At 34.2% G+C, this 20,661-nt stretch carries 13 protein-coding genes and 1 other annotated feature; of the genes, 12 read left to right on the forward strand and 1 reads right to left on the reverse strand.

Going from position 1 to position 20,661, the window contains the following annotated elements; translation table 11 throughout:
• Window positions 1–94: 94 nt before the first annotated feature.
• The 8 genes from OCV48_RS13115 to OCV48_RS13150 all read left to right on the forward strand — a co-directional run bounded on the left by OCV48_RS13115 (window position 95) and on the right by OCV48_RS13150 (window position 12,572).
• On the forward strand, window positions 95–874 hold the full coding sequence (locus OCV48_RS13115) for a class I SAM-dependent methyltransferase (RefSeq protein ID WP_021983242.1): 780 nt from the start codon (window positions 95–97) through the stop codon (window positions 872–874).
• Between the two features lie 14 nt (window positions 875–888).
• A complete protein-coding gene (locus OCV48_RS13120) occupies window positions 889–1,590 on the forward strand; it encodes an ABC transporter ATP-binding protein (protein WP_021983243.1) in 702 nt (233 codons plus the stop codon).
• 154 nt (window positions 1,591–1,744) lie between these two features.
• Window positions 1,745–4,138 carry an ABC transporter permease gene (locus OCV48_RS13125; RefSeq protein ID WP_262559889.1) on the forward strand — a complete coding sequence of 798 codons (2,394 nt, stop codon included), beginning with the start codon at window positions 1,745–1,747 and terminating at the stop codon, window positions 4,136–4,138.
• A 61-nt stretch (window positions 4,139–4,199) separates the two neighbouring features.
• Window positions 4,200–4,493, forward strand: a binding site (T-box leader).
• Window positions 4,494–4,690: 197 nt separating this feature from the next.
• Complete coding sequence (tyrS, locus tag OCV48_RS13130) at window positions 4,691–5,914, forward strand: tyrosine--tRNA ligase (RefSeq protein WP_147592187.1); 1,224 nt, start codon at window positions 4,691–4,693, stop codon at window positions 5,912–5,914.
• A 19-nt stretch (window positions 5,915–5,933) separates the two neighbouring features.
• The gene (locus tag OCV48_RS13135; protein ID WP_394803290.1) at window positions 5,934–8,510 is read left to right on the forward strand and encodes a translation factor GTPase family protein; all 2,577 of its coding nucleotides are present in this window, start codon (window positions 5,934–5,936) and stop codon (window positions 8,508–8,510) included.
• Window positions 8,511–8,547: 37 nt separating this feature from the next.
• The gene (locus OCV48_RS13140; protein ID WP_147592189.1) at window positions 8,548–9,627 is read left to right on the forward strand and encodes a GNAT family N-acetyltransferase; all 1,080 of its coding nucleotides are present in this window, start codon (window positions 8,548–8,550) and stop codon (window positions 9,625–9,627) included.
• Between the two features lie 77 nt (window positions 9,628–9,704).
• Window positions 9,705–12,062: a putative bifunctional diguanylate cyclase/phosphodiesterase gene (locus OCV48_RS13145; RefSeq protein WP_147592190.1), complete on the forward strand. Its 2,358-nt coding sequence runs from the start codon at window positions 9,705–9,707 to the stop codon at window positions 12,060–12,062.
• 39 nt (window positions 12,063–12,101) lie between these two features.
• Window positions 12,102–12,572: a DUF4358 domain-containing protein gene (locus OCV48_RS13150; RefSeq protein ID WP_147592191.1), complete on the forward strand. Its 471-nt coding sequence runs from the start codon at window positions 12,102–12,104 to the stop codon at window positions 12,570–12,572.
• 273 nt (window positions 12,573–12,845) lie between these two features.
• Here OCV48_RS13150 and ymfI read toward each other — a convergent pair whose 3' ends face one another.
• On the reverse strand, window positions 12,846–13,574 hold the full coding sequence (ymfI, locus tag OCV48_RS13155) for an elongation factor P 5-aminopentanone reductase (RefSeq protein WP_147592192.1): 729 nt from the start codon (window positions 13,572–13,574) through the stop codon (window positions 12,846–12,848).
• Between the two features lie 437 nt (window positions 13,575–14,011).
• Between ymfI and OCV48_RS13160 the strand changes: the two genes are divergently transcribed.
• The 4 genes from OCV48_RS13160 to prfB all read left to right on the forward strand — a co-directional run bounded on the left by OCV48_RS13160 (window position 14,012) and on the right by prfB (window position 20,654).
• Window positions 14,012–15,334, forward strand: a complete 1,323-nt coding sequence (locus tag OCV48_RS13160; RefSeq protein ID WP_147592193.1) for a C40 family peptidase — start codon at window positions 14,012–14,014, stop codon at window positions 15,332–15,334.
• 947 nt (window positions 15,335–16,281) lie between these two features.
• Window positions 16,282–16,809, forward strand: coding sequence for a ribosome hibernation-promoting factor, HPF/YfiA family (gene hpf, locus OCV48_RS13170; RefSeq protein WP_021983252.1), 528 nt, complete (start codon window positions 16,282–16,284; stop codon window positions 16,807–16,809).
• A 153-nt stretch (window positions 16,810–16,962) separates the two neighbouring features.
• Window positions 16,963–19,533, forward strand: coding sequence for a preprotein translocase subunit SecA (secA, locus tag OCV48_RS13175; protein ID WP_021983253.1), 2,571 nt, complete (start codon window positions 16,963–16,965; stop codon window positions 19,531–19,533).
• A gap of 4 nt (window positions 19,534–19,537) precedes the next feature.
• Window positions 19,538–20,654 (forward strand): peptide chain release factor 2 gene (gene prfB / locus OCV48_RS13180; protein ID WP_147592195.1). Its coding sequence is split into 2 segments (ribosomal slippage): window positions 19,538–19,612 and window positions 19,614–20,654, totalling 1,116 coding nucleotides; the frame shifts between segments, so codons are not numbered across the junction.
• Window positions 20,655–20,661: the final 7 nt, after the last annotated feature.

Below are 20,661 nucleotides of genomic sequence, written 5' to 3' on the forward strand. Positions count from 1 at the left end.
TAATACATTTAATGATGTCGGAATCAAAAGTCCCCCGATTTGATGCCGCTGGCATTATTTAATATAGGATAAACTATGGAAATGAGGCTAAAATATGACCGAATTAGAGAAATATTATAATAAATTTAACGAAGAAAAGAGATTAAACAGCCGTCACGGTACGGTGGAATATGTTGTATCGATGAAATATATTCATGATTACCTAAGTGATGATAAATCAGAGAAAATATTAGATATTGGTGCAGGGACAGGCAGATATTCTGTAGCTCTTTCAAATGAGGGCTATGATGTTACTGCTGTTGAATTAGTTAAATATAATTTAGGAATACTTAAATCTAAGAAAAGTAATGTTAAGGCATATCAGGGAACTGCACTTAATCTTTCAAGATTTGAAACTGGGACATTTGATGTGACATTGCTTTTTGGACCTATGTATCATTTGTATACATTTGAAGATAAGGTAAAGGCACTTAACGAAGCGAAGAGAGTAACTAAAAACGGAGGAATAATTCTGGTAGCTTATTGTATGAATGACTATGCTGTAATCAGACACGCATTTAAGGAAAATAATCTAAAAGAATGTTTAGAGAATAATAAGCTTACAAAAGATTTTCATTGTATTTCTGCACCTGAGGACTTATACGATTATGTAAGAATAGAAGATATAAACAGAATAAATGAGGCAGCAGGAATAAAGCGTATAAAGATAATCGCACCCGATGGTCCGGCTAATTATATGCGCCCTGTTCTGAATGCAATGGACGATGAAACATTTGAGAATTTTATTAAGTACCAGCTTACAGTTGCGGAAAGAGGGGACTTAATTGGTGCAAGTGCACATACAGTAGATATCTTAGAAAACATAAATATATGAAAAGAGGAAAAAGAATGTCATATATAGAAATTAAAAATCTTAATAAAATTTACAATATGGGAGAAGTAGAGATTAAAGCATTAGATAATACTTCATTTAATATAGATAAGGGCGAATTAGTGGTTATTCTTGGACCTAGTGGTGCTGGAAAGACAACCTGCCTGAATATACTTGGTGGTATGGATATTGCAACAAACGGCGAGGTTATAGTAGATGGCAGGGATATAAGCAAACTTAAAGGAAAAGATTTGATTAAATATAGAAGAACAGATATTGGTTTTGTATTTCAATTCTATAATCTGGTTCAAAACCTTACGGTTATAGAAAATGTCGAGTTGGCAGTACAGTTATGTAAAGACCATTTAGAACCGGAAGAGGTGTTAGATAAGGTTGGACTGTCTGAAAGAAAACAGAATTTTCCGTCGCAGTTATCAGGTGGAGAGCAGCAGAGAGTTGCAATAGCAAGGGCAATAGCTAAGAATCCTAAGATATTATTATGTGATGAACCAACAGGAGCACTTGATTATAAAACGGGTAAACAGATACTTAAATTATTACAGGATACATGTAGAAATGAAAATGTGACAGTAATCATAATCACTCATAATGGAGCATTAGCACCTATGGCAGATAAAGTCATAAAATTCAAAAACGGTTCAGTAGAACAGGTAATTACGAATGATAATCCGGTAAATATTGATGAGATTGAGTGGTAGGAATGGAGCATAGTGAGAAAAATAATACTGATGTAATTATTTTTCTCACAGCTAAATGTGCCGCAGGCGTCGCATTTAGCATTTATCGCAGGGCAAAATTTGAAATTTTGCCCGCAATTCCTCCGACGTAAACGTCTGCGGAATGGAGAAAAGTGTGAAAAATCGAATAATAACTTTAAGCCTTAGAGAGATAAAGAATTCGTTTAAGAGGTTCTTGTCTTTATTGATAATAAGTATGCTAGGTGTTACTGTATTTGTCGGAATTAAGGCAACAGCACCGGATATGATGAATTCAATTGATAAATATTATGATGAAAATAATATTTATGATATAAAGCTTGTTTCTGCAAATGGGCTTACAGATGAAGATATCAGTATGCTAAAAGATATAAAAGATATACAAGATGTTGAGGGAACTTTGACATATGGGTTTGAAGCAGAAGATGACGATAGCACATTTGTAGTGAATTATCATAGTATTTCAGATAATATTAATAAAATACAGATGGAATCAGGCAGACTTCCGAAGGCATCTGATGAAATCGTAGTGCAGGATAATTTATTGAAAAGTGAGAAACTGAAGCTTGGAAGCCAGATTACTATAAAGGACAGCAATGGAATTATAAAGGACAGCAAGCTTACAATTGTCGGAACTGTCCGTTCGGCATTATATGTAAAGAATACTAAAAACAATAAGAACTTAGGAAGTACGTCGCTTGGAACAGGTAATATTAATTACTACATATATGGTTTAAAAGATAATTTTAATATTAATATTTATACGGAAATATATGCAACCATTAATGATGTACTTAATTTAACCACTAACAGTAGTGAATATAATGATAGAATTGAAGAGGTCGAGAAGCAGATTAAAGAGAGAAATAATGTATACAGAATTACAGACAGACGAAATGATGATACCTATCACGAATTTGTAAATGATTCCGAGAGTATTTCTAATCTGGCTAAATTATTTCCAACATTATTTTTCGTTATTGCCATATTTATAAGCCTTGTGTCAATGTCTAGAATGGTTGATGATGACAGAATGGAGATAGGAACTCTAAAGAGTATGGGCTTTAGCAATACACATATTGCTTTTAAATACCTGCTTTACTCAGCGATTGCAACTATTGTCGGAGGAGTAATCGGTGCAGTATTAGGTTTCCTTACTATTCCTAAGATTATCTGGAACATTTATAAGATATTATTTGATATTCCTAAGTTTGTTACAAAATTGGATATGACATACATTGTTATTGGTGTGTTGATTTCATTTGTATGCATAGTCGGTGTAACGCTTATAACAGTAGCTAAGAATCTTCGCGAGAAACCATCTAAGCTTTTAAGACCGAAAGCACCTAAAAAGGGAAAGAGGGTTATACTTGAATACATTCCTGTATTATGGAAGCATATAAGCTTTTCAAATAAGGTAACAATAAGAAATATATTCAGATATAAAGCCAGAGTATTTATGACGGTATTTGGTGTGGCAGGCTGTACGGCATTATTAATGGCGGGCTTCGGACTCAGAGATTCCATTGTAAATATTCCTGAGAAGCAATATCGTGACATTTTCACATATGATGATATGTTATATTTTTCGCCATTAATAACGGATGATGAAATCGATACCCTGTTAAATGCTGACAATATTAAGGAAACAGCTAAAACGCAGTATGCAGCATATACATCTACAAAGAATAATAAAAATATAGAGATGACAATGGTTGTCCCGGAAAATACATATGATTTTATTAAGATATTTAATCTTCGAGATGCCAAAACTCATAAAGAACTAGAACTTCTGGATGATGAAATTATTATCAGCGATAAAATGGCACAGCTTATGAAACTGTCAGTCGGCGATAATATAAGCATTTTCGACAGCCAAAATAACGAATACACATTTACAATCGGTGGAATATGCGAGCAATATGTAAATCATTTTGTATTTATTAATAAGAATACTTATGAGAAAAATATCGGACAGTATAACACTAACACAGCATTTATTAAGACATCGGCAATGACTGATAAAGAGGAAGATGAATTCAGGACAGAGTTATTAGACAACGACAAGGTTTTGCAGGTAACAGTAATTGATACAATAATTGACAAGGTCGATAAAATGCTTACTTCGCTCAATTATGTAGTGTTGATTCTGATAATCTTCGCAGCAGCACTGTCATTTGTGGTAATGTACAATCTTTCCAATATAAATATTGCAGAAAGACAAAGAGAAATTGCTACACTTAAGGTTTTAGGCTTCTATAACGGAGAGGTCGATAATTATATTATCAGGGAAAATATTATTCTTACACTTTTAGGAATTGCAGTTGGATTGATAGGTGGGTATTTCTTTACAAATGAATTGATTTCGACAGTAGAAATAGAGGCAATAAGATTTGTTCATCATATTAAGCTGCAAAGTTATCTATATTCAATGGCTTTAGCATTGCTATTTACAATTATTGTAAATGTAATAACACATTTTTCGTTGAAGAAGATTGATATGATAGAGAGTCTTAAGAGTGTGGAGTAAATAATTTAAAATTGCCTGGTTGCTTTTTTCAAAACAATAATGTATAATGCAGATATTAATAGAAAATGCGACGAAGAGAAAGAGTAGTATAAAAGAAGCTTTACAGAGAGTGTCTGGTTGGTGGAAAGGCTCAAGCAAAATTATATGAATACATCTCAGAGCAGCTTCCTGAACAAATTATTTTTAGATTATAAACAGATGTTTTAGTCAGGACATTTATAATTAAAAGTTATACAACTTTAAGTAGGGACAGACGGGAACGCCCGATACAGCGTATGAGTGTGTTTGCACTTGATGAGGAAGATTTTGTGAGAAATCTTCAATAAGAGGTGGTACCGCAGATAATGCCCTCTGTACAATAATTTATATTGTACAGAGGTTTTTTAAATTTATAAGAAATACTTTAGTATTTCTTATAAATTTAAATGCTCCGCATGGGTGCACACACTTTTGCATAAGGTATTATGTCGCATAAAGCGACGCAAAAGTGGCGCCAGAGTTTCGGGAAGGAAACTCATTACTATTTATAAAATTAATAAATGGAGGACAAAAATGAAGATTTATGACGAATTAGTTGCGCGTGGACTTATTGCGCAGGTTACAGATGAAGATGAAATTAAAGATTTAATTAACGAAGGAAAGGCAACATTCTATATTGGTTTTGATCCAACAGCAGATTCACTTCACGTTGGACATTTTATGGCACTTTGCCTTATGAAGAGATTACAGATGGCAGGAAATAAGCCGGTTGTATTATTAGGTGGAGGAACAGGTTACATCGGAGATCCATCAGGAAGAACAGATATGCGTTCAATGTTAAGTCCTGAAACAATCGAACATAACTGCGACTGCTTTAAGAAACAGATGGAAAGATTCATCGATTTTGGTGAGGGCGGAGCAATCGCTGTTAATAATGCAGACTGGCTTTTGAAACTTAATTACATCGATGTATTAAGAGAAGTAGGACCATGTTTCTCAGTAAATAATATGCTTAGAGCAGAATGTTATAAACAGAGAATGGAGAAAGGATTATCATTCCTTGAATTCAACTATATGATAATGCAGTCATACGACTTCTATCATTTATTTAAAGAATACGGCTGTAATATGCAGTTCGGTGGCGATGACCAGTGGTCTAATATGCTTGGCGGAACAGAACTTATCCGTAAGAAATTAGGCAAAGATGCATACGCAATGACAATCACATTATTACTCAATTCAGAGGGTAAGAAGATGGGTAAGACAGCTAATGGTGCAGTATGGCTTGATCCTAATAAGACATCACCATTCGAGTTCTTCCAGTACTGGAGAAATGTAGGAGACAATGATGTTCTCAAATGTATCAGAATGTTGACATTCCTTCCATTAGAGCAGATAGATGAAATGGATAGCTGGGAGGGGGCTAAATTAAATGAAGCTAAGGAGATTCTTGCATACGAATTAACTAAATTAGTTCATGGTGAAGAAGAGGCAGAGAAAGCTAAAACAGCATCACACGCATTATTTGCAGGTGGCGGGGATGATTCTAATATGCCAACAACAAATATAACAGAAGACCAGTTAAATGATGGAGCAATCGGAATTATGGACTTAATGGTTGCGTGCAAATTAGTTGCATCTAAGAGTGAAGCAAGACGTCTTGTACAGCAGGGCGGTGTATTTGTAAATGATGAAAAGATAGCAGCCATTGATTTCGCAGTTACTAAAGATATGTTAAAAGATGGCGTTAAGATAAGAAAAGGAAAAAAGACATTCCATAAAGCAATAATGGAATAAGAAAGATGAGTGTATGCCGGTGAAAACAGTTATTGGAATTTTAGCCCATGTAGATGCGGGAAAGACTACCTTATCAGAAGCACTGTTATATAATGCCGGAATTACTAAAGCATTAGGGCGTGTTGATAAAGGAAATGCGTATTTAGATACGGACGAATTAGAGAAACAACGAGGCATAACCATATTTTCAAAACAGGCGGAATTCATATGGAAAGACCTGGAGGTAACATTAGTGGACACTCCGGGTCATGTGGATTTCTCAGCAGAAATGGAACGTACATTACAGATACTTGATTACGCAATTTTGGTAATAAGTGCATCGAATGGTGTCCAAAGCCATACGAGAACGTTATGGGAACTGCTTAAAATGTACAAAGTTCCGACAATAATATTCGTTAATAAGATGGATATGCCTGATACAGACAAGGCACTCCTTTTATCAGAACTCAAGTCGAAATTAGACGATAGCTGTATAGATTTTACAGATATACAGGAAGTTATGTCTAACGAAGAAGTAGCAATGACAAATGAGTCTTTGATGGAGGAGTTTTTGTCGTGTGGCAAAATAGATATCGAAGATATTAAGAGAGGCATATCTGACAGAGGAATATTTCCATGTCATTTTGGTTCGGCACTTAAGAATGATAAAATTATAGATTTGTTAGACGGTTTAAATACATATATAGACGAAAAGAAATACCCTGATAAGTTCAGCGCAAAAGTATATAAAATTAACCGAGACAGTCAGGGAAACCGTCTTACATATATCAAAGTTACAGGTGGAGTGCTAAGAGTCAAAGACATAATTGATGATTCAGAAGAAAAAATTAATCAGATTAGAATATATTCAGGGGATAAATACAGAACCGCAAATGAAATATATTCAGGAGAAGTATGCGCAGTAACAGGGCTTACAAAGACATATTCAGGAGAGAACTTAGGAATAGAAAATGATAACAATGATGTAATCCTAGAACCTGTGCTTATGTACAGGGTTGTTCTGCCGCAGGAAATTGATGCGGCAATGATGCTTCCTAAGTTAAAGCAATTAGAAGAAGAAGATCCGACCTTAGCTATTAAATGGAATGAGGATTTAAAAGAGATACAGGTCTGTCTTATGGGCGAAGTCCAGATAGAGATACTTAAGAAGCTTGTACTTGACAGGTTTAAAGTAGCTATCGAATTTGACCAGGGAAATGTGGTATATAAAGAAACTATCAGTAATACTGTGGAGGGCGTGGGACATTTTGAACCACTCAGACATTATGCAGAGGTACATTTAAGGTTAGAGCCGGGAGAGATTGGCAGCGGACTCACATTTGAGACAGAATGCAGCGAGGAGATACTGGCTAAGAACTGGCAGAGGCTAATCCTTACACATTTACAGGAAAGAGAACATAAAGGCGTACTTACAGGTTCGGGAATAACTGATATGAAGATAACCTTAGTAAGTGGCAGGGCGCACCTTAAGCATACTGAGGGTGGTGATTTCAGACAGGCTACCTACAGGGCAGTTAGACAGGGCCTGAAAATGGCACAGTCAGTATTATTAGAGCCTTATTATGATTTCAGATTAGAGATACCTACGGAAATGCTTGGAAGGGCAATGACAGATATTGAACGCATTTACGGTAAGATAAATCCTCCTGAAAATTATGGAGAATACAGCGTTATAACAGGATATGCACCGGTTGTCACGATGCGAAAATATAGAGAAGATATAGCAGCATATACTAAAGGTCAGGGCAAGATTACCTGTACATTAAAGGGATATCTTCCTTGTCATAATCAGGAAGAAATTGTGGAAGCTTATGGATATGATTCTGAGGCAGATACATTTAATCCGACAGGTTCAGTATTCTGTGCACATGGAGCAGGTTTCTATGTAAGTTATGATAAAGTATATGAATATATGCATATTGGCTTAGAGAATCAACCGGATAAAGAATATGTATACAATGACAATAAGATTGTATCTGGTGAATATAAGGAAGAGTGGATAGGAATAGATGAAGTTGATGCAATAATCAACCAGACCTATAATGCTAATAAGAAGTCAGAGGGCGAAAATAAGCGTAATAACTGGAAGAAGAGCAGAAATGAGCAGGATTATTTTGATTACAAGGGTTCTAAGTCAGTTAATAGTGAAACGAGAGAAAAATATCTGTTAGTTGACGGATACAATGTCATTTTTGCATGGGACGATTTAAAAGAATTAGCAGCAGTCAATATAGATGGCGCAAGAGGGAAACTTATGGATATTCTATGCAATTATCAGGCTATCTGCAAATGTGAACTAATAGTAGTATTTGATGCATACCGGGTAAAGGGTCACGATACCGAGATATCAGACTACCATAATATACACGTTGTATTTACGAAAGAAGCAGAGACAGCGGATCAGTATATTGAGAAATTTGCACATCAGAATGGCAGAAAATACAATGTTACGGTAGCTACATCAGATGGACTTGAGCAGATAATCATAAGAGGACAAGGCTGTAATCTTATTTCTTCAAGAGAATTAAAAGAAGAGATAGACAGGGCAACAAAGGATATAATGCAGAAATTCCAAAATGGAGATTTTGGATTATAAAATGTAAAATATAAGAATTGAAAGTTATGGTGAAATAATGAAGAAAATGCAAATCGTTACTTTCGTTTTTCGAGAGGCGAAGACAGAAGATAAAGAGCAGATAATGCAGTTATATAGAAATGCCATTGGAACAGAAGGCTGCACCTGGTCAGAGGAATATCCAAATGAGCAGATACTTCTTACAGATTTATCAAAGCACAATCTTTTCTGTATGGAGAATCAGGATAAAGAAATAGTAGGTGCAGTTTCTATTGATGAAGATGAAGAAGTAGACAGGTTAGAATGTTGGAATCGTAATGCAGGCAAAATGGCAGAGATTGCAAGACTTGTTGTGCGTGAGGATTGTCAGAACAAGGGAATGGCAAGAGAACTCATTAAAAATGTCATAAAAGTTCTTAAAGAAAGACAATATAAATCAGTTCATTATCTTGTAAGTAAATACAATAACAAAGCACTTGCTTCATATAAGAAATTAGATTTTAAATGTGTAGGAGAAAGTGATATACTTGATAATGACTGGTATTGCTACGAGATGATTCTGGATGAGAAGAATTATAAGATACTTACTATTCCTAATATCCTCAGTTTTATAAGACTTATATTAGTGGGATTATTCTTCGTACTTTACTCAGATAAGGGAAACAATAAGGATAACATGTGGGCAATAATTGTACTTATACTCTCAGGAATAACCGATTTCTTAGATGGTAAGATAGCAAGAAGGTTTAATATGGTGAGTGAATTTGGTAAAATCTTAGATCCTGTAGCAGATAAAGCGACAGAAGCAGTAATTGCCATATGCCTTATGAAACGTTATGAAATACTTATATATCTGTTAATATTATTTGCAATCAAAGAGACATTTATGAGTGCCTGCGGACTAATAGTTATCAGAAAAACAGGCGAGAATAATGGTGCAAAATGGTATGGCAAGGTAAGTACATTTGCATTTTACATAGTTATGATAACACTCCTTATTATAAGACATATACCTTTATCAGTGGCAAATGTCATGATTATAATGTGTATGTTTTTTATGGCATTTGCATTTGTTATGTATGCAAGGCTATATTACCAGATACTTAAAAAAAATAGGTGCAAGACAGAACAGTTATAAAACATTAATTTTAAAATCAAAGCTTTAAGAATTAAAATATGTAATAAACAAAAGAGACTTGGATAGGTGAACGTGTTTTGAAAAGAGATAACAGAATCAAAAAAATAAAAAAAAGAAGTTATACATTTTCGGTTGTAACGGGAATTGCTTCTGTAATTTGTGTTGCAGTGATTGTATTTGCAATATATACGAGCTTTATGGGATATGTATTTTATGAGATTTATTCATCTAATGCAAAAGCGAGTTCAGAAATCACAAAAATGGTAGCTGAACATATTATTAGTACCAGAAAGAAAGTATCAAATTGTGCAGACAGGATAGGAAAATTAATATCCGGTAATGATGAATTTACAGATGTGATAAAATTAAAGCAGGCATTTGAATTTATGGATACCGAAAATGACTTTGTTAATTTTGATATTAAAATGTTTGATGAAAATGAAACTAATATAGGAACATTAGCAACAGATGTGGAAAAAACAGAATTCTATAGAAATGCATTATCAGAAAAATATGGATTTTCAGTAGAAAAATTAAATAATACCCTTTATATGATATATACAGCACCGATAAAGAATAATGATAAAGAGGTAGGTGTGTTGTATGCTACTGAAAGAGGGCAGGTAGATGATGTCTATTATTCCTATAAAAATAATGAGTCAGATAAAGGAAAAACAGGAGTAAGAGTATGTTATATTACTGATGCTAATGGTGAAGGTGTGGCATACTGTGGAAATGGTAATTTAGAATATAACTGGAGTGATGCTGACAAAAAAGAATTTTCTTATTCAGGTGAAGCAACTAGTAATGATTCAATGAAGATGTATATAGAATCTGCAAATAGTGAATTTGGTATGACCGGAGAAAAATTCAATATTTCAATAATTAAAAACTGGATGTCAGATTACAAACCTATTGTCTATAATAATTCACGTGATGATATTGAATTATCAAATGTCTGGTATAAACAGAAAATAAATGATATCAGAATAGGCAAAGATGTCGAGTTATATACATATATACAGGTTAAGACGTATGTTGAATATGTAACAGTTGTTAAACTTGTATATGCTGCATTTTTTAGTATGATTATTCTGCTGATTCCGTTTATGTTATTATTAGTTTCTACTATATCTAAGATTAGAAGTAACAGGAGAATGGCTGGCTTATTATATATAGACAGTCTGACAGGATATGGTAACTGGACTTATTTTGAAGAAAGTGCAGGTAAAATATTAAGAAAACGCAGAAATCATGATATGAAATTTGCAATGATATCATTTGAAATAATAAGATATCATATAATTTTAGAGTATTATGGCGATGGCTTTGAAGATGAGGTTCTAGAAAAAATCAGTGAACGTCTTAAGGAATGGACAGGAAAGAATGAGGTCTATGCAAGATATGCAGAGTCGCAGTATGGAATGTTGTTATGCTATGAAGATGAGAAAGAATTAGTTAAGAGAGTGAAAAGAATACTTGATGACTTGTCAGGATATATAAGTAAAGTCAAACTTAAGATGAATTTTAAGGCAGGAATTTATCTGATTGAAGATAAGACAATGTCAGTAAATGCCATCAATCTGATTGCAATAGGTGCCAAAGACAGCAGAACTGATTCGGTGGAAACTAAAGTTACGATGTACAGCTCTAAAATAAGAGAACAGCAACGTAAGGAAAATATGATAGAAGAATCAATGGAGGCAGCCCTTTTGAACAAGGAATTCCAGGTATATCTTCAACCAAAATATAGTCCTGTAAATGAAGAACTGTTAGGAGCCGAGGCATTAGTACGTTGGATAAGTAAAGACAGAGGCATTATTTCTCCGGGTGAATTTATACCGGTGTTTGAAAAAAATGGTTTTATTACAAAGTTAGATGACTATATGATAGATGCGGTTGCAAAGTTACAGGCCGACTGGAAGAGAGAAGGAAAAAAATATGTACCAGTATCAGTGAATGTTTCAAGACTTCATTTTGCAGATGAAAATCTTGCAGAACATATAAGAGATATTGTAGACAGATATGATATTGAGCATGAATATATCGAGATAGAACTTACTGAAAGTGCATTTTATGATGATAAGGATGTGTTACTTAACACCATAAGAAAGTTACACGAATATGGTTTTGTTGTATCGATGGATGATTTCGGCTCAGGATACTCATCACTTAATCTTCTTAAAAACATACCATTGGATATTATTAAACTTGATGGTGAGTTCTTTAATGAAGCAGATGACAAAGAACGTGGCGAGACCGTTGTAAGGAATACAATTGTGCTTGCTAAAGACCTCAATATGAAAATTGTGGCTGAGGGAATAGAGACTAAAGAACAGGTTGAGTTCTTAGAAGAACAGGGCTGTGACCTTATCCAGGGATTCTATTTTGCCAGACCGATGCCAGTGGCAGATTTTGAGAAACTTATATCATAAGTTCGTATATAAATACGTTCAATAAACAGGAGGTAACTGATGAAAAGACTAAATAAAATATTAGGAATAGCAATACTTGTAACGATAGCATTGTCATTAATGGCATGCGGAAAGACAACCGATAAGAAAAATAAAAATATCACAGAAGATGAAGTAATTAAATACATTAATGAATTAAAGGAAAGTTCATCTTTTGAAACGGAATTATCAGAAGTTGATGAAAACGTTATAATTAATACATATAAGATTACGGATACAGATACATCTGTAATAAAGGCATATGTAGGAGATGGTGCATCATCAGAAGAACTTGTTTTATTAAAAGGAGATTCAACAGGGATTAAAGAAGTTGTGAAGGCTTATCTGCAAGATAAAGAGGATAATTATTCGAGCTATATGCCTGAAGAAGTACTAAAAATAAAGAATGCTATATTTAAACAATATGGAGAGTATTCAATTATCTGTATATGTAAGGATAATAAGACAGCGAAGAGGATACTGGATAAATAAAAGGGCATTTAGATATACTAAAAACAGAATTATCCGTATATTTCATTCACACGATTTATTACGCATCATGAGTGTGAGTTATATACGGATAATTTTGTATAAGTATATAAGATGTATGCCCTATGAATGTGCATAAATTAGAACTAAAATAACACCGGCAAGTTATCGGTTTTACGGTGTAATTTAATATTATGAATATACTAAATGGAACAGCAATTAAAAATGCAGCTGAGTTTTTACGATGTATTTTAATATTATGAATATACCGGTGTTTTACGTCCATCCACCATCAAATGTTATAATCTGACCTGTAAGGTAATCTGGAGAATTGAAAATATTGTATACGAGATTTGCAACTTCTTCGCAGGTTCCCATTCTTCCATAAGGAATTTCTTCCTCTAAATCAGTTTTTTCTTCAGGAGTAAGACGTGAATTCATAGTAGTATCGATTGCACCGCAGGCAACTGCATTGACATTTATATGTGAGGGCGCTAGTTCTTTAGCGAGTGCCTTAGTAAGTGAATTGACTCCGCCTTTTGAGGCTGAATATGCAACCTCACAGGAAGCTCCGACATTTCCCCAGACAGAAGATATATTTATAATACTTCCTTTCTGCAAATGCAGCATATCCGGAATAAAAATTTTACTCATATAGAATACAGATGACAGGTTTGTGGCTATAATATTATTCCAGGTAGTTATATCAAGGTCCTGAAATAATCCGAAATCACAGATTCCAGCATTGTTTATAAGGCATGATACATATATTTTTAAATTTTCCAGAGATTTTTTCAGATTTAAAAGTTCATCATAAGAAGATACATCGCATTTATAAGCATAGCATGTACTGCCATATGATTCGATTTCTTTTTTTGCATTGAGTAAATCATCATAATTATTTTTGGATACAATTATAACGGGATACTTTGCTTTGGCAAATTTAATGGCAATAGCTCTGCCAATACCCCTGGATGCACCGGTAATAATAATATAATCATTCATAATAATCCTCGTTTCTGAGCAATTTATTGTGAAGAGGCGATGAAGAATTAGTGTAGGTGATTTCTCATCTGCCATATAAGCTATTTGCTTTTGCTCTGAAACAAATAGCTGTGTGAAAAATAATCGCATCAGCATTATTTTTCGCATTAGACTCCATTATGCAAACAAATATGTTGCAATATATTTTTTGATTTTTATATATTTGGATTATAACACATATTAATAGATTTATAAACAAGTCTATTTATATGTTAATGAAATAAAATAAATAATCAGAAACAATAAATATAAGTAAAAAATATAAATAAAAGGCAAAAAAAGGTAATTGAAAAGTGCATAAAAAACAACCGTAAAGGTTGACAAATTAATACATTTTTGCTAAAATGTAAAAAGATTTTAACAATTTTGTAATATTTATTGAGAAAGGACAGGTTTTCGTGAGAAAGAGAAACGTTGGGATTGCAGCAGGCTGTTTATTAACAACAATTGTATTGGGTGTTGGGACAGCAAGCGCACAGAATACTAAGACAGATAAACTTTCGGTAAATATTCCAAGTGCAGGTATCGCAGTTGCATTGGAGAATTATAATGTAGAAAGCAATAAAAAAGCTGAATTATCAGCGTTAATTACAGATAAAGTAGCAGTAGCCGAAGAGACCACAAAGGCTCCGGAGACAACTACACAGGAGACAACTACAGAGGCTCCTACACAGGAAGAGACAACTACAGAGGCTCCTAAGGAGACTTCAGTTTATGATACAATAGCAATGTCTCAGGTTGAAGATTATGTAAATGTCCGTACAGCACCAAGCACAGATGCAGATATAGTTGGTAAGATATATAACAACTGTGCAGCTACAATAGTTGGTACTGAAGGAGATTGGTATAAGATAGAATCAGGTAACTGTACAGGTTATATTAAGAAAGATTACTTTGTAACAGGAGAAGAAGCTAAGGCAATTGCAGTTAACTGTGGATATGTTAATGCAACTGTTACAACAGAGACTCTTAATGTAAGAGAAGGACAGCAGGCAGATGGAAGAATTCTTACACAGCTTCCTGAAGGTGGACAGTATGATGTAATTCAATACGGAGATGGCTGGGTATATTTAAATATTGATGAAGATGTCAAGGGCTGGGTATCTATGGATTATGTGAATATAGATGTTAAATTTAACACAGCCATTACATTAGAGGAAGAAGAAGCAAAACTTGCAGAAGAGGCAAGACTTGCAGAAGAAGCTAAGGAAGCAGAGAGAAAGGCTAGAGAAGCTAAAGCAGCAGAGGAAGCAAGACGTAAGGCAGCAGCTTCGAAGAATACTTCATCAAATGCTTCATCAAGCAGTTCTTCAAGCAACACACAGATTTCAGATTCAGTAGATACATCATCAGCTTCAGCACTTCGTGCCGCAGTTGTTGCATATGCATTACAGTTTGAGGGTAACCCATATGTATATGGTGGTTCAAGCTTAACTAATGGTACAGACTGTTCAGGTTTCACAATGGCAGTATATAACTATTTCGGATACGGCTTACCACATCAGTCGGGTTCACAGTCAACTTGTGGTACAAGAGTATCATTAGATTCATTATTACCTGGTGATTTATTATTCTATACAAATGGTGGTAGCAATATCGGACATGTTGCATTATACATTGGTAATGGACAGATTATTCATGCAAGTACACCATCTACAGGAATTAAGATTTCAAGTGCTAACTACAGAACACCTTTATGTGCTGTAAGAATTATTAATTAGTACGAACAAATAATATAAATGAATATATAAAGGTCTATGGCAACTGGGACCAGAGTAAGATAAACTTACGGCTGGTATGCAATTCGCATAAAATACAGTGGCTATAGACCTTTTAGTATAATTAGAATAAAATTATTTATATGAATATAACGTAGGAATGGAAAATGGTATCAAACCAGAACGAGCAAACAGTATCATTTCAGAGGACTTGATCCTGATGATGTGTCAGTTTACGCATATAATGTCTTAACATATATGTTTGATAATAACTGTCCTATTGAAAGTGGCGGCCATATAGATGGACGTTCTTTTTTTAATATCAAATATAAAGATAGTGAATATGCACAAATTTGATGTAAATTTTAAAAAGGTAACCACATTTAAAAAGTACGTTATTAACATCACAATGTAGACAATGTGGATAACTTCTGGGTAAAAATAATGTCAAAATACCAATAAAAAGTATTTATGCACGTAGTTATCCACAATTTCCACAGAAAATAATGTCACATAGTGTTGAAAACTGTAGATAGGCTAAAAGAACAAACGTTTTGTGAAATTATGCTAAAATATCAAAAATTACTAAAAACCACTTGACACAAAGTATAATATTTATGGAATAATTGTTAGGATGCGCTAAAGTACAGCCTGAAAAATATATAAGTCTAAATGTATTTTTAATCATTCAAAGTGGCATTTAAAGTGAAAATAAACTTTTCAAAGCATAGATGAAAATATATTGACTAAACACGACCTTTTTTCTTGAAAAAAAACTAGATTATGGTATAATTAATAACATAAATAACCGTTGAAGGTATTGGTTATTTATTGTGAGAATTCTAAAGCATTACAGGGTAATCATAAGAGATATCTGTGGGGCAGATATTATAGACATTTACCAGTGATTGCATATGAATTTTCAATAATGGGAAAAGGAGATGGACAGCATGAGATACGTGATTACAGGAAGAAACATTGATGTTACAGAGGGATTAAGGAATGCAGTACAAGAGAAGATAGGAAAGTTAGAAAAGTATTTCACAGCAGATACAGAAGTACATGTTACACTTAGTGTTGAGAAAGAAAGACAGAAAATAGAGGTAACCATTCCGGTTAAAGGCAATATTATCAGATCTGAACAGGTTAGCAGTGATATGTATGTATCGATTGATCTTGTAGAAGAGATTATCGAAAGACAGCTTAAGAAATATAAGAACAAAATTGTAGATAAACAGCAGTCAAGAGATAATTTCAGTCCTGAATATATCGATAAAGATTATGATGAAGATGATTCGATTAAGATTATCAGAACAAAGAAATTCGGAATTAAACCAATGGATCCTGAAGAAGCTTGCGTACAGATGGAATTATTAGGACATAACTTCTATGTATTCAGTAATTCAGAGACAGATGAAGTTAATGTTGTATACAAGAGAAAAGGCAATACATACGGTTTGATTGAACCTGAATTCTAAGAGAATAATAATTCTAAGAATATTAATTAAAATATTAAAGGTTGAGAGTGTAATACTTTCAACCTTTTTTTAAATCAAATATTGAATTAATAGGTATTTAGTGTTAAAATAAGATTCGTATGTAAACTATAAAAAATGACTAGGAGATATATAATGGGTCTTGTATCAAAAATATTTGGAACTCACAGTGAAAGAGAAATAAAGAGAATCAGGCCAATTGTGGACAAGATAGTATCATTAAGACCACAGATGGTAGAATTAACAGATGAACAATTACGTGGAAAGACAGATGAATTTAAGAAAAGACTTGCAGATGGTGAAACATTAGATGATTTATTACCTGAAGCATATGCGGTTGTTAGAGAAGCTGCACGAAGAGTCCTTAATACAGAACATTATGAATGTCAGCTTATGGGTGGTATTATTTTACACCAGGGACGTATCGCTGAGATGAAGACAGGTGAAGGTAAGACACAGACTTGTTTACTTCCAGCATATCTGAATGCATTAGAGGGCAAAGGTGTTCATGTCGTAACAGTAAATGATTACCTTGCACATCGTGATGCTGAATGGATGGGACAGGTTCATCGTTTCCTTGGCTTAACAGTCGGTGTTGTATTAAACAGTATGGAAAATGATGAGCGAAGAGCAGCTTACAATTGCGATATTACATATATTACAAATAATGAGCTTGGTTTCGATTACTTAAGAGATAATATGGTTATCTATAAAGAGCAGTTAGTTCAGAGAGGACTTAACTTTGCAATCGTCGATGAGGTTGACTCAGTTCTTATCGATGAGGCGAGAACACCACTTATTATTTCAGGTCAGAGTGGAAAATCTACAAAGCTTTACGAAGTATGCGATATTTTAGCAAGACAGTTAAAACGTGGTAAGGATACACCAGAGCTTACTAAGATGGCAGCTATTATGAAAGAGGAAGTAGAGGAAGATGGAGACTTTATCGTTAATGAGAAAGATAAAGTTGTAAACCTTACTGCAGAGGGCGTTAAGAAAGTTGAAGATTTCTTCAAGATAGAGAACCTTGCAGATCCAGAGAACTTAGAGATACAGCATAATATTATACTTGCTTTAAGAGCAAATAATCTTATGTTCAGAGATAAAGATTATGTTGTAAAAGATGATGAAGTATTAATCGTAGATGAATTTACAGGCCGTATTATGCCAGGCAGAAGATATTCGGATGGACTTCATCAGGCTATTGAAGCTAAAGAACATGTAAAAGTTAAGAGAGAGAGTAAGACTCTTGCAACAATCACATTCCAGAACTTCTTTAATAAATATGATAAGAAGTGTGGTATGACAGGTACAGCATTAACAGAGGAACAGGAATTTAGAAATATTTATGGAATGGACGTTGTAGAAGTTCCTACTAATAAACCTATTGCAAGAATAGATTTGCCAGATTCAGTTTATTCTACAAAGAGAGGCAAGTTAAAAGCCATCGTAAGAGAAATTGTGGAGACACATAAGACAGGACAGCCTGTGCTTGTAGGTACAATTACAATTGAATCATCAGAAGAGATAAGTAATTTACTTAGAAAAGAAGGCATTCCTCATAAAGTCTTAAATGCCAAGTTCCATGAATTAGAAGCAGAGATAGTAGCAGAAGCCGGTGCATTTGGTGCGGTTACGATCGCAACTAATATGGCAGGCCGTGGTACTGATATTAAGCTTGATGATAAATCAAGAGAAGCTGGCGGTTTAAAAATTATAGGTACAGAAAGACATGAGTCAAGACGTATCGATAATCAGTTAAGAGGACGTTCAGGTAGACAGGGAGATCCAGGACAGTCACAGTTCTTCATTTCATTAGAAGACGATTTAATGAGATTGTTTGGATCTGAAAAGCTTATGTCTACATTTAAGGCATTAGGTATTCAGGAAGATGAGCCTATACAGCATAGTATGCTGTCTAATACAATAGAGAAGGCACAGAAGAAGATAGAGGGTAATAACTATGGTATTAGAAAGAATCTGTTAGAATATGATCAGGTAATGAACGAACAGAGAGAGACAATCTACGCAGAACGTTTAAGAGTATTAAATGGAGAGAATATGCGTGATTCTGTATACAAGATGATTACCGATGTTATTGATGGAATCGTTGATAGATGTATTTCAGAAGATCAGTCACCAGAGAATTGGGATATGGTAGAGTTAAATCAGCTTATTTTACCTATATATCCATTCGACCCGATTATTCTTACTGATGAACAGAAAGACAAATTTAATAAAGCGGCTTTAAATCAGTATCTTAAAGAAAAAGCTGTTAAGGCATATGAAGCTAAAGAGGCAGAATTCCCTGAAGCAGAACAGATACGTGAATTAGAACGTGTGGTATTACTTAAGGTAATAGATAGAAAATGGATGGATCATATCGATGATATGGACCAGTTACGTCAGGGAATCGGCTTACAGGCTTATGGCCAGAGAGATCCGTTAATCGAATATAAGATGACAGGTTACGAGATGTTCGGAGAAATGACTGAATCAATCAAGGAAGATACAGTTAAGTTACTTTTGCATGTTAAAGTTGAACAGAAAGTAGAAAGAGAACAGGTTGCTAAAGTAACAGGAACTAATAAAGATGATTCTGGAGTTAAAGCACCAAAGAAGCGTGAGAGCGAGAAGATTTATCCAAATGATCCTTGCCCATGTGGAAGTGGTAAGAAATATAAACAGTGTTGTGGAAGAAGGTGATTAAGTGGTAGAATTAGATCAGTTCAAATATAGTCTTGGTTTATTTGCAGAACCACTTAATGAATTGAGGGATTCACTTTGACTTAGCCGGAAAAAAGGAGAGAATTGTTGAAATTGAGAAAACAATGGAGTCGCCTGATTTCTGGGATGATACTGAGAAATCTCAGAATTATATGCGTGAATTAAAGAACCTTAAAGATACCATTGAGCAATTTGATAAACTTAGTATGCAGTATGAAGATATTGAGACATTGATTCAGATGGGATATGAGGAAGAAGATCCGGATATAATACCTGAGATTGAGAAAAATTTCGAAGAATTTAAAGAAGAATTCGAAGAACTTCGTGTCAGTACTCTTTTATCAGAGGAATATGATAAGAACAATGCGATACTTACATTACATGCAGGTGCAGGTGGAACAGAGTCCTGCGACTGGGCAAGTATGTTGTCGAGAATGTACCAGAGATTTGCGGATAAGAAAGGTTTTACCGTTGAGATTCTGGATTTCTTAGATGGTGAAGAAGCAGGACTTAAATCAATCACGATGCAGATAAATGGAGAAAATGCTTATGGATACCTTAAATCAGAACGAGGTGTGCATAGACTTGTAAGAATTTCTCCGTTCAATGCCGCAGGAAAGAGACAGACATCGTTCGCATCATGTGATGTAATGCCTGATATTGAAGAAGATTTAGATATTGATATAAATGAAGATGATTTGAGAATCGATACTTACAGAAGCAGTGGTGCGGGTGGACAGCATATTAACAAAACATCTTCAGCAATTAGAATAACACATATACCTACAGGAATTGTAGTGCAATGTCAGAATGAAAGATCGCAGTTTCAGAATAAAGATAAGGCGATGAAGATGTTGAAAGCAAAATTGTATTTACTTAAGAAAGCTGAGAATGCAGAAAAAGTATCAGATATCCGAGGCGAGATTAAGGACATTAATTTTGGAAATCAGATACGATCATATGTTATGCAGCCTTATACACTTGTTAAAGATCATAGAACTAATTTTGAAACTGGTAATGTGGCGAGTGTGTTAGATGGAAATATTGAACCGTTTATAAGTGCATATTTAAAATGGAATAGCCTGAATAAAAGTAAATAGAACAGTA

Origin of the sequence: Bovifimicola ammoniilytica (assembly GCF_025567085.1) — a bacterium.
GTDB lineage: Bacteria > Bacillota > Clostridia > Lachnospirales > Lachnospiraceae > Bovifimicola > Bovifimicola ammoniilytica.

Bases quoted from the DNA above. Each gene is read 5' to 3' on its own strand.
- OCV48_RS13115 (WP_021983242.1), top strand. From the start codon at position 95: ATGACCGAATTAGAGAAATATTATAATAAATTTAACGAAGAAAAGAGA.
- OCV48_RS13120 (WP_021983243.1), top strand. From the start codon at position 889: ATGTCATATATAGAAATTAAAAATCTTAATAAAATTTACAATATGGGA.
- tyrS (WP_147592187.1), top strand. From the start codon at position 4,691: ATGAAGATTTATGACGAATTAGTTGCGCGTGGACTTATTGCGCAGGTT.
- OCV48_RS13140 (WP_147592189.1), top strand. From the start codon at position 8,548: ATGAAGAAAATGCAAATCGTTACTTTCGTTTTTCGAGAGGCGAAGACA.
- OCV48_RS13150 (WP_147592191.1), top strand. From the start codon at position 12,102: ATGAAAAGACTAAATAAAATATTAGGAATAGCAATACTTGTAACGATA.
- ymfI (WP_147592192.1), bottom strand. From the start codon at position 13,574: ATGAATGATTATATTATTATTACCGGTGCATCCAGGGGTATTGGCAGA.
- hpf (WP_021983252.1), top strand. From the start codon at position 16,282: ATGAGATACGTGATTACAGGAAGAAACATTGATGTTACAGAGGGATTA.
- secA (WP_021983253.1), top strand. From the start codon at position 16,963: ATGGGTCTTGTATCAAAAATATTTGGAACTCACAGTGAAAGAGAAATA.